Here is a 10,973-nt window from a genome sequence, read left to right on the forward strand (position 1 = left end):
AATAGAGAACTTTTAGGTAGAAAACTTTTAGATAAAAACTTTTGAAAAGCCTCTTCAATTTCCCACAGTACTTCTGAAGACATGGAACAGAATGAAGTACGTGACCGGGAAAAGCCCATGGTCGGGAAAAACTCATGATGACTTTAGAATGAGATTCTTCAGATAGTCTAGAAGGATAACGTGGTCTTCGAGCACAAGGTCCGCGTGCTTTACCTTTTCAGGCTCAAGCATACTTGCAACCGCGACGCAGTAAAGCCCTGCTCTTTTGGCGGCAGTTATGCCCAGAGGTGCATTTTCAATTACGATGCACTCGTTTTTTGTCAGGTCAAGTTTCTCTAGAGCTTTGAGGTACGGGTCAGGCTCAGGTTTCCCTCGTTCAAGGTCGCCCCCTGCAATGATAACTTCAAAACAATTGGAAAAAAATTTGTCCACGATTTTCTCGACCACTTTGCGATTTGACCCTGAGACCATAGCAAGCTTGAAATGCTTTTTCAACTCCTTGAGGCAATCCAGAATGCCCTCAAAGGGTTTTATCCGATCAAACTCAAGAGCATTGCGTTTCTGTTCAGGCAGCTGCTCGAAATGCCAGGGTTCAGGTTCTTTTTCAGAATTCTCGAAGATTGATTTAATCAGCCTTTTGTCGTTTGAGCCTTCAAGCTCGTAAATGTCTTCCCTGCTGATAGTAATACCTGCTTCCTGAAAAGTTTTAACCCAGGCTTCGGCCTGGAAAAACATGGAGTCTACAAGAACCCCATCCACATCGAAAATTATCGCTTTCAACATCTATTCAATAGATTGTTATTATTTATGATAAATATTCTGAAAATCTAAGTCCATTAAAATTTCGATATAGATGCGTATTACGCTTTGTCGAGGGCCAGAATATTTTTTTTCTCAACTTGCAATTTTTATTTCAAATGTTTATTGTACAGATATCCCCAAGCAAATACCCTAGAAAGGCAAAAATAAGAGTGCATGGAGCGTAGATAAGAAGATTTGGCCCCTGAACCGGAATTAATTGATTGAAAAACAAAAGATAGGAGATCAAAAAGATTAAAAATCCAATTATCTTAATCTGGTTTTTTGCCAATTTCAAGTTTTACCTGAGCCCTTTTCCAACCCGTAAATCTCTGAATTTCAGATGGCCTGCTTATTTTGTAGTTTTATTCTTTACTCTTCCTTCTTTTCTTCCTCTCCTTTCTTTCCCTCTTCTCCTTTCTTGAAATTAAGAGAAACCGAATTAATGCAGTAGCGCTTCCCGGTTGGCGCAGGTCCGTCTTCAAAGACATGCCCCAGGTGGCCTCCGCAGCGTGAACAGACAATCTCTATCCTGTTCATGAAATTACTTTTGTCCTCTTTGAGCCTTACCCTGTCACTGGAAACCACATCATAGAAACTTGGCCATCCGCTTCCGGACTCGAATTTGGTATCGGAAGAAAAGAGTTCCTGCCCGCAGGCAGCACAGGTATAAACTCCTCTTTCCTTGTTATAGTACAGGTTGCCAGAAAAAGGCTTTTCCGTACCTTTCTTCCGCAGGATATGATATTGTTCAGGAGTGAGTACTTTTTTCCATTCGTCATCGGATTTTTCAATTGTGTTCTGTGCCAGTCGCAAACCCCCTTTTGTGTATATAAGTTAGTTGTTCCGGAAATATTATTGTTTCTTCTAATCAGGCAAACCTCTTACTCGAAAACGAAATCAATGATAAAAGCACGAATATGGAAATGTAATTATAACACATAAACAGGGTTGAGACAGCCGGGTTACGGAGCAGTTAAAGCCGGAAAGGAATCTTTTAAACGTGGGAAAATCCTTATCGAGATAGGGCTTGGACTGTTTATTCTGATCCTTAGGTTATTCCAAATAATTTGATTATTTATAATTACGGAAGGATATGGAAAAAACACAATTCCATAAATTAGTCCTCTCGAGCGCAGCGAGAAGGACCCCGTGCTCCCGAAGCGGAACTCGGGAAGCGGAACTCGGGAAGCGGAACTCGGGAAGCGGAACTCGGGTTATTCGTGCCTGAGTGAGTCTACAGGTTTCATTTTTGCGGCTTTCCTTGCAGGGTAGACCCCTGATACAAAACCTACCGTAACAGCTACGAAGAATCCGGCTGCTATCAGGCTGAAAGGAAACACAACAGGCAGTTTGAGAATGGTTTCAACACTGTACGCGCCGGCAATTCCAACTGCGCTTCCCAGGACGCCCCCAAAGACTCCGAGCAGAATTGACTCGACCATGAAAAGAAAAAGGATATCAAAACCTGTGAAACCCAGGGACTTGAGCACTCCTATCTCTCTTGTCCTTTCTGTCACGCTTACAAGCATGATGTTCATGATCCCTATCGAGCCGACAAGGAGAGAAATCAGGGCAACTGCTATTAGAAAAGAGCTGAGGGCTGCCGCCATCATATCGGTTTGTTTCAGAATCTCAGCCTGATTGATAAGGATATACGGGCGCGATTCTTTATCTGCAAAGTCCCGTTCGGGAATCCCAAAACTTCGGGCAAGGCGCTCGTCCACTTCATCTGAGGTCTCCTGAACTGTCGCAGGGTCTTCAGCCATTGCAAAAACCCCGCCGTAGTCCTTTTCACCAAGAATCTCGTTCATGACATCGATTGGGATAAGAACGGCTTCGTTATCATCGTACGCCTGGACAACAGTGTTTTCCGGGTTCTGGATTATTGCTTTAACTCTAAAAGTCTTCGTAACTTTTTCTTCTTCTCCGACCCTGAAGGTTATATTTATGGAGTTCCGGGCCGAAATATTCCTGTTGAATTTCTCATTTGCAACCTTGTGGCCTATAATTGCCACGTACCCGTCATTGTCATTGATGAAGGTTCCGTTCTGAAGTTTTGTATTTGCTACCTCATCATAAGATTTCCCAACGCCGCTTACCATAATATTTTTGGTTTCGGACATATACGTGATTTCTGCAGTTTGTGACTTCAAAGGCGAAATCCCCTCAATCCCTGGTGTATTTTCAACGGTCTTCAGTTCATTGTCATAAAAAAGCTTGGGCTGCATTCCCTGAATATAAATGAAATTCGACCCTAGATTGGTTACCTCGTTCGTAAAGTGCTGGTTGAAACTTGCCCCAAGGGACACATTAGCAACCACAGCTGCGACTCCTATGACGATTCCAAGCACTGTAAGGGTTGAACGCAGCTTTGCACTTGTAATGCTTCCAAGAGCTAGTTTTCCTGCACTGAAAAGGGGGATCATGGCTGAGTGCTCCGTTTTACAGATTTTATGGGTGAAGGATAAAATCAAGAATTAAGATGAAAACTGAGTTCCTTAAACTTTCTTTAAATGAATACACCAAACATATAAATTCTACTGGAAAAACCTGCTGAATAGAAAAATCCTCGAACTTAATAACAAAATGAGATTTTATGGGAAATTTCACAATTATTCTTGCAACTTTGAACCGACAGTTAAATGGGGAATAAAAGATCCTTTCGGCGCGCCGGCTGAAGCTTTTATGGCGCTGGAATTAAAGAAAGGGACGCTTGAAGGTGCCAGCGGGATTGCAGAGTACCCGGATGAGTTCCTTGAAGTTTGTTTTAATAAGGAAAAAATTTATTTAAAAAAGTAAAAAGGCCGGAAAGAACGAAATTCAGAGAGGAGGGGACAGGCTTGACTCGGCTTTTCTGAACTCAGGGCCAGGAAGATTGGAAGTAGAGATCAATTTCCCGAAATCCCTTGCTTTTTCCAACAGAGGGGGCCTAGAGGAGACTTCAAGCTTATCAGTGCCTGCTGCAATGATCGTATCCAGGACATCAAAGCCCAGATAGTAGAGAAGGCCTGCTGTATATTCAAAATATGGTTTGAAGGCGTCCCTATCCGAGCTGCCCTGGGAAAAGACAAGAATCAATTTTTTATTATCAAGTCTGCTCGAAAAATTGGGCTTTAAGACGGCTGTCAGGCGGTCAACAAAGAGTTTAGTCTGGGCAGTCATCTGCCACATGTAGACAGGAGAGCCGAGTACAACAGCGTCTGCAGTCTGGATCTCTTTATAAAGTTTCTGCATATCATCGTCTATAATACAGCAACCTGATTCCTGGCACTTCCGGCACGCATCACAGCCTTTGATATTTAAAGAAGCTAGATTGTATATTACTTTATCTGCGCCGTTTTCAGCAGCTCCATCGAGAATTGTATTCACAAGCTTTGCAGTGTTTCCGTTAATATTAGGACTACCCACTAATCCAAGAATTTTAATGTTAGAACCCCCGTTCAAACGTTTAAAAAGTTAGAGTTTTAACCAAAAGTAAACAAAAGTATAAATGACCGATCAGCATAAAAATGTTTCTCTTGCTTAAAATAATGGGTAAGTTACTCTCAAAAGTCCGCGAAGAAATGGAAAAATAAGAAAATAGAAGGGGAAAAAAGAACAAAAAGAAGAGAAATTCGAAAGAAATATGCTCTTTTCTTCCTGTTCTTTTTCCTGCTCTTTTTCTGTTTTTTTATTTAATTTCTCTTTTCTTTTAAAAGGGCGAAGGCTCCAAGACCTGCAACAAATACCGAGAGTGCCTCAAATCCGGGAATTGTAGACTTCTTCTCTTCTGGCTCTGCTTTCTGAGGCAGAGCTGTATAGTTATTATAATTGTAAATAGAAACTCCAAGAAAAGCAGAATCATTCGAATAATAATCTGCCAGGCCAGCAAAGAGTTCCTGTATTGAAAGTTTATCTTTAAAGCCCTCTTTCACGGAGATTTCAATTACCCCTTTGGAACCTGCACCTCTTATCTCCCCCATCTCGAGAGCAACAGCATCAACAATATCTGACAGGGAGTTAAGCTCTTCAGTTTCATCAGAATAAGCCCTTATAACGAAATAATCGACAAAAGGAGCGATTTCCTCAATCTGCGACGCGGTATAATTAAGCGGAAGACTTGCTGAGATGGAGATGTTCTCTCCGGTTCCTCGATGCTCGGTATCAAAAAGTTTTCCATAATCAACGTCGCTTTCTTTTGGAGAGGGTTTTACGTAGATATCGATTCCGTCAAAGGGTGCAAGGGACTTCCCATTATAATCAAGTACTGTGTTCAAGGAGGCCTTACAGGCATCTTCAGATCCCTTTTCTGTGCAATTCAGGTCTTCCAGAATCACTGCATGTACGGAGACTCCGTTTTCATGGGCCATTTTCACAAAGCGCTCGGATTGCCATACGTCCTCGCTACTTACATTGAGGAAAATAGTGTTTATACCTGAGGAATTAAGTTCCTTTGCAAGGGCAGGGAAGTCGAACCTGTATGGGGAAGAAAGTTTAATTCCGGAAATACCGACATCGTATTGAGGGAACTGCACATTTGGGGCACCTGCCTCTTCCTGGCTCAGATTTTTCTGTGCCTGTGCAACCTCCCCGGGATTAGAGTTTTCGGAATTCAGCTGAGATCCGGGCGTGGCTTGAGATTGAGAAACGACTTCCGGGACAGAAATAACCTCGGGTTCGGAAATGTTTTCAGATATGTTTTCAGATATGTTCTCCGAAATGGGTTCTGCCGAAATATTGGGCTCTAACTGAGTTGAAACAACGCTGGCCGTGGGTTCGGTTCCGACAAACTTGCGAACCAGCACGTAGTCAACTGCCATATAGCCCGTATTCTTCGAGGCGTCCTTGTAGGAAGCAGCATATAGATAAACGTGCATTGGGAAAATGGTGACAGAATCATTTGAGGCGTAGTCCATTCTCGAGTCCCGCACACCGTTTTTAAACCAGGCTACTTTGCGAGTATTGTTTTCCTCATACCATGCAACCCCTGAGACATACCATTCTCCTTCAGGAACACTCACGTCAGTAAGGTCAAAGAGATTATTTCTTTCCTTCCTGTAAGCTGTTTCCCAGCCCACACGGCTTTCATTGGCAAGCTCTGTCTTATGCTTTATCTCGTTTTTTCTGCTGTCTACCTGGTCTACGAAACCCTGCCACAGCATAGGCCCTCTGTTATCCGTGCCTGTGGTAACTTTCATTCTCTTGACCACAAACATAGAATCAACGTTAAAACTGTCTTTACTGTAAATCATAGAGGAGTCATAAGCATGGACCTTGGGAGCTGAAACGTTACAGATTCCATTTTGGACTTCGACCATGCCGCCGCCTGCACTTTCAGCGTACCAATTAAGCCCGTTAAGATTGTTGCCATCAAAATTATCGAAAAAATCAAATGTGTTTTCTCCACTGCTTGCAGCCGTGACCCCAGGATTTCCATATCTCAGGAGGATTTTACTGGTTCCGTTTGCAGGGAGCGACGGAATTTTGACCCAGATAACAGCTTCCTTATTTTCAGGGTCCCACGTTTCAATCCAGTAATTGAGCGTTTTGTTCCCGTAAGAGAATCGAATGTCTGAGCCATCACTTTTTGCCTTTGAAAAGTCAAAGTTAGAAGAGTTCAAACCGATAGGGACGGGGTATTCTGTAAGGTTTTTGCCTGCATTCTCAGTAATGAGAACCATCTGGGAGTTATTCCATGGGTTATCGCCTGAGGACGGAGTCCAAATATCATCTATGCTAGCCAGGGCACAGCCTGTGAATAAAAATATCAAAACCACAAAAGCAATCCCGCATACGGTAAATCTGTTTTCCATATTTTGCAGCCTCTCGTAAGCCATTTCTCAAACCCGATCAGGTATTAATTTCAAGACCTTGAAAGATAATGATTATTAACCCAAAAACAATAAACCTTCATAAATACATGTCTAAATCATAACGATAATGATATTAGTAATTGTGATAAAAAGAATCTCGAAAAATGATTAAGCCCGGAAAGAACAGGAATTCCGAAACTATAATAAAGAATCTTTGCAATTACAGTTTCAATGACGCTTTTATCCAGTACCGAACTGAGAAAACTTGTACAGGCAACACCTTCTTTGCTTGAAAATGCAGTTGATATAGAAACCCAGATCCAGCCTAACGGGCTTGAACTCACCCTGAAAGAGGTAAAAACAATAGAAGGTCCCGGAGCTGTGGATTTTGATAATTCGGAGAGAAAACTTCCAGTTGGAAAAACCCTCGAATTCGGCAGTGATGGCTGGATTTGCCTTCCTGAGGGGATTTATAAGGTACTTTTCAATGAGATTGTAAATATTCCTATGAACCTGGCCGCAATTGCAAAGCCGAGGTCAAGCCTTATTCGATGCGGGGCTACTCTTGAAACCGCAGTATGGGATGCCGGATACAGGGGACGAAGTGAGTCATTGCTGGTAGTTTACAACACTGCAGGCTTCAAGCTAAAGAAGGATGCCCGAATTATGCAGCTCTTATTCTATACTCTGGACGCGGAAGTAGAAAAAGGATATTCAGGTATGTACCAGAACGAAAACACAAAATGAATTTTCAAAAAAAGCTTTTTAGCCACCTGTTCATGAAGGCCAGACTCATGCTGTATAAGCAAAAGAAATAATTAAGCCGGCATCCTTAAAAAATACAGATAAAGTATATATTGTCTAATCCGCAATATCAAAGGCTATGAGCACTATAGGTAAATCCGTGAGGATGGAGCGTATATTCAATCGAAACACCGGTAACGCCATTATTATTCCTATGGACCACGGAGTTAGTGCAGGTCCAATTGAAGGGCTTAAAAACCTTCAGGAAGCTGTAAACAGGGTTGCCGAGGGAGGGGCAAACGCCGTGCTCGGGCATATGGGGCTTGCCAAACACGGACACAGGGGATACGGGCATGATGTAGGTCTTATAATCCACCTATCAGCTTCAACTTCCCTTTCCGTTGATCCGAACCATAAAGTTCTGGTAACAACCGTGGAAGAAGCTATAAAAGTCGGAGCTGATGCAGTGTCAGTCCATATTAACATAGGGGCTGAGGATGAGTATGAGATGCTACAGGGTCTCGGTTATGTGGCAGGAAAATGTGATGAATGGGGACTCCCGCTCCTTGCCATGATGTATCCGCGCGGGAAAAAAGTTCGATCCGAATATGATGTGGATGTCGTAAAACATGCAGCCAGAATTGGAGCTGAGCTTGGGGCAGACATAATCAAGACAAATTACACAGGAAGCCCTGAGACTTTTAAAGAAGTGGTTGACGGATGTCCGGTGCCTGTTATTATAGCAGGCGGTCCGAAGATGAACTCTGAACAGGAATTGCTGGAAATGATTGAAGGGTCTCTTAAATCCGGAGGGCGGGGCGTTGCCATAGGAAGAAACGTTTTTCAGGCACAGGACCCTACAGGGCTTGTCCGGAGAATTGCAAAAATTGTTCACGAGGGCGTGAGTGCGGAAGAGTTAGGGAAAATGGGCAGGTAGGCCTGAAGGAAAAGCCTGTCGTATAACTAAAAACTGAATTTGATAACCGGACAAAAAGAAAAAAGCGAGAAAAAGAAAATTTATTCATTCCAGTGGAAATGAAAGGGATATTATATTTCAGAAGGAAAGACCCATCAGAGAGATAATGAATAAAAATAAGGAATCTAAATAAGGCTTTAGTTAAGTTTCAGAAAAAAGAAATAATACTTGGCCAAAAATTTAAATTTAAGACCCTTGATCCACTTTAAATCTCTCATTTGAAAGTTATTTTTCAGTATTTTGTTCCCTTCTCTGAATTTTATGTTCTTTTTTAATGTTATTACCCTTAAAACCATAATTTTAATAATAACTATCAGGAATATTGTTTCAAGCCTATAATTTAGAATAAAAGAAAGTATCTCTTTTTACAGTAAATACTTTTTTCCTGAATATTTCTTATGCTCGATGAAAACATTGAGTTGAACTGTGATTCGCATATATATATTCCATGAAAAATAGGCTATTAATTCATAGATTGCAGTGGAAATAAGGGGGTATTGAAGCTTTCATGGAGGGGAATAAAATCATAAGAGTGAATGCGTTTATGTAATTAAATATTTATGTATAGTTGGGGGGTTTAAGGGGTAAAGAGGCAGACGAAAATACCTCAGGGCCCTTAACAATCGCATCAAAACGGAAAAGAGAAACCCGCCTTGCATACAAATTAAAAGATAAGAGATACATTGAATATATATAGACAACAAACAAAAATGAGAGAAATGAAAGAAACAATGATAGTAAAAAAAATTTACCTGCAAAATATTCCAGTGGAAATAAAGGGGTCCCTCTGAGAAGAAGTCAAAGCAAATTAAAAAATGCTGAAGGCTTTTATAAATATGTAAAATAATTTTTTGAGTTAAAAATTAAAATTAGAATGAAAATCTTTGGAAATTGAATATAAAAAATAGGATAACCGTGGAGAAAAATTAAACTTTTATAAAAAATAATTAAGGCGACGTTCGAAACTAAAGGTCGACAAAAGGAACAAGATCACAGCCTGTACATTTCAGGCACATGGTTCTTGCAAGTTTTGGATTAAGCCTGTATTTCTTCAGGACCTCAGCTTCGATCCTTGCAAGCTTTAAAAGGCGCTCAGGAGACGGGCGTTCTGTAAAACAGTCTCCAACTCTCAGAGGATGCGGATTTACCGGCCGAAGGATCGGAATCACTCCCATTTTTGCAAGAACTTCGATCCCATTCCTAACAGAATCATCACTTTCTCCAAGCCCGATTATAAAATTACTGAAAACCCTATTTTTTCCGAAAATATTCACAGCGTCCTTGAGTTGATCCAGGATATATTCGAGGGTTAGGTCCCCGCAAACCGTTTGGAAGATCTCATTGTCCATGGTTTCAACATTGTACTTGACTTCGGAAACACCTGCGTCATAGAATTTTCTGGAACAGCCTTCTGTAGGGTAAACCGAAACTCCAATAGGAACATTGTATTTTTTGAGAGCAGGAAGCAGTTTGAGTACACGTTCCACTTCTCCTTCGATTGAGGTTTCAATTCCTGAGGTGAGTGAGATGGCTTTCAGATTTCCTGCCTGCAAAACCTCATTAATTATACTCAGGACTTCCTCCTCACCCTTAACATGCCCTTGCAATTTGGGCACAGGGCAGTATTTGCAGTCAAATATGCACCTCTCGCTGAGGGTTATGAAAGCCTGATCAGGACAGTGGGCAGGGGCAGGCTCAAGTTTTCCCCGGGCAAGTTCTTTTCTTTCATAGAAAAGCGCAACATTTCCTTCGCCTTCTGCCCTTAAAATGGAAAGTGGAGAGTCTTTTTTTATGCTGAGCCTTACCCGTTTTTCTCCTGACGTGAAGAATACGGAACTTGTACCTGCTCCTGGGCCCGCAGTGGAACCGCGAGCCTTTGGGATAAGTGAAGGATCTACGGAAACTGAACCTATAGAAATAAGGAAAGCCTTAATTTCCGGCGTAATCGGCTTGCTTTGCATGCAAATATTCCTCAAAATAATTATTTTTATGTAGCTCCGGTCTTTTCTTTCATTTTTACGAAGATGTATATAAATTATTCTTTTAATATAATTTAGATTGTACTTCTCCAGCTTCAACACCAGAAAATTATTTTCACAGACATGAAACTTGTCTTGTTAAACCTGAAATTTAGGCTTGATATATATTCTGCAAATTTAAGTTCTAAAGCCGGAAAAAGTTGTTCATACCTGAGCGTCAATTGAACTTCAGGATTAACTGAAATAAAAAGAAGATTCAAAAGCCTTATTTTTACAGGGCATAAGATAATGTTATAGAGGTAACATAACGTTAAAATAATGAACTAATGTTATAATAACATGATAATATTAGAGAGATAAAATAACAATATATGTTAAAAATATTATATACAGTCAGTGAGTAGTATAACTTGCGTTCTCATCTTTTCAACACCCCACTAGTTAAATATCTACTCCACAAAAAAAGGGATAAAAAGGAAAGGGAATAAACAATAATAAAAACTCGCAACCCGTGAGTCCAGTACCTCAGTATCTCTTCCCACACAAAAATAAAAAAAATCTCTTAGCCGTTCGGAACTTCCAGGTTCTTGGATGAGAACGCAAATCTATTTTTAAAAAAAATTAGTATCCTCTTCAAATTCAAGGGAGAATTTTTCAACCAGAAAAGTATGCAACAATTTT

8 protein-coding genes are annotated in these 10,973 nt (G+C 40.9%); 2 read left to right on the top strand and 6 right to left on the bottom strand.

The genetic code is table 11. The features are described from left to right. Window positions 1-132: 132 nt before the first annotated feature. From RG963_RS15370 to RG963_RS15390, 5 genes are all read right to left on the bottom strand, one after another. Window positions 133-783, bottom strand: coding sequence for an HAD family hydrolase (locus RG963_RS15370; protein WP_310577156.1), 651 nt, complete (start codon window positions 781-783; stop codon window positions 133-135). A 387-nt stretch (window positions 784-1,170) separates the two neighbouring features. Continuing rightward, complete coding sequence (msrB, locus tag RG963_RS15375; protein WP_310577163.1) at window positions 1,171-1,608, bottom strand: peptide-methionine (R)-S-oxide reductase MsrB; 438 nt, start codon at window positions 1,606-1,608, stop codon at window positions 1,171-1,173. Between the two features lie 407 nt (window positions 1,609-2,015). Then, window positions 2,016-3,227, bottom strand: a complete 1,212-nt coding sequence (locus tag RG963_RS15380; RefSeq protein ID WP_310577157.1) for an ABC transporter permease — start codon at window positions 3,225-3,227, stop codon at window positions 2,016-2,018. A gap of 394 nt (window positions 3,228-3,621) precedes the next feature. Continuing rightward, window positions 3,622-4,245, bottom strand: coding sequence for a flavodoxin family protein (locus RG963_RS15385; RefSeq protein ID WP_310577158.1), 624 nt, complete (start codon window positions 4,243-4,245; stop codon window positions 3,622-3,624). Between the two features lie 230 nt (window positions 4,246-4,475). Next, on the bottom strand, window positions 4,476-6,617 hold the full coding sequence (locus tag RG963_RS15390; protein ID WP_310577159.1) for a DUF2341 domain-containing protein: 2,142 nt from the start codon (window positions 6,615-6,617) through the stop codon (window positions 4,476-4,478). A 207-nt stretch (window positions 6,618-6,824) separates the two neighbouring features. Between RG963_RS15390 and RG963_RS15395 the strand changes: the two genes are divergently transcribed. Both RG963_RS15395 and RG963_RS15400 read left to right on the top strand, forming a co-directional pair. Continuing rightward, window positions 6,825-7,340 carry a deoxyuridine 5'-triphosphate nucleotidohydrolase gene (locus tag RG963_RS15395; protein WP_310577160.1) on the top strand — a complete coding sequence of 172 codons (516 nt, stop codon included), beginning with the start codon at window positions 6,825-6,827 and terminating at the stop codon, window positions 7,338-7,340. A 136-nt stretch (window positions 7,341-7,476) separates the two neighbouring features. Beyond that, entirely contained in the window at window positions 7,477-8,274 is a 798-nt protein-coding gene (locus tag RG963_RS15400) for a 2-amino-3,7-dideoxy-D-threo-hept-6-ulosonate synthase (protein ID WP_310577161.1), read from the top strand. A 1,004-nt stretch (window positions 8,275-9,278) separates the two neighbouring features. Here RG963_RS15400 and RG963_RS15405 read toward each other — a convergent pair. Next, window positions 9,279-10,274, bottom strand: coding sequence for a radical SAM protein (locus RG963_RS15405; RefSeq protein ID WP_310577162.1), 996 nt, complete (start codon window positions 10,272-10,274; stop codon window positions 9,279-9,281). Between the last annotated feature and the right edge of the window lie 699 nt (window positions 10,275-10,973).

This window comes from Methanosarcina baikalica, from assembly GCF_031461075.1.
In the GTDB taxonomy this organism is placed as follows: domain Archaea; phylum Halobacteriota; class Methanosarcinia; order Methanosarcinales; family Methanosarcinaceae; genus Methanosarcina; species Methanosarcina baikalica.

Coding starts and splice junctions, on each gene's coding strand:
- RG963_RS15400 (WP_310577161.1), top strand. CDS start 7,477: ATGAGCACTATAGGTAAATCCGTGAGGATGGAGCGTATATTCAATCGA.
- RG963_RS15395 (WP_310577160.1), top strand. CDS start 6,825: ATGACGCTTTTATCCAGTACCGAACTGAGAAAACTTGTACAGGCAACA.
- RG963_RS15380 (WP_310577157.1), bottom strand. CDS start 3,227: ATGATCCCCCTTTTCAGTGCAGGAAAACTAGCTCTTGGAAGCATTACA.
- RG963_RS15370 (WP_310577156.1), bottom strand. CDS start 783: ATGTTGAAAGCGATAATTTTCGATGTGGATGGGGTTCTTGTAGACTCC.
- RG963_RS15390 (WP_310577159.1), bottom strand. CDS start 6,617: ATGGCTTACGAGAGGCTGCAAAATATGGAAAACAGATTTACCGTATGC.
- RG963_RS15405 (WP_310577162.1), bottom strand. CDS start 10,274: ATGCAAAGCAAGCCGATTACGCCGGAAATTAAGGCTTTCCTTATTTCT.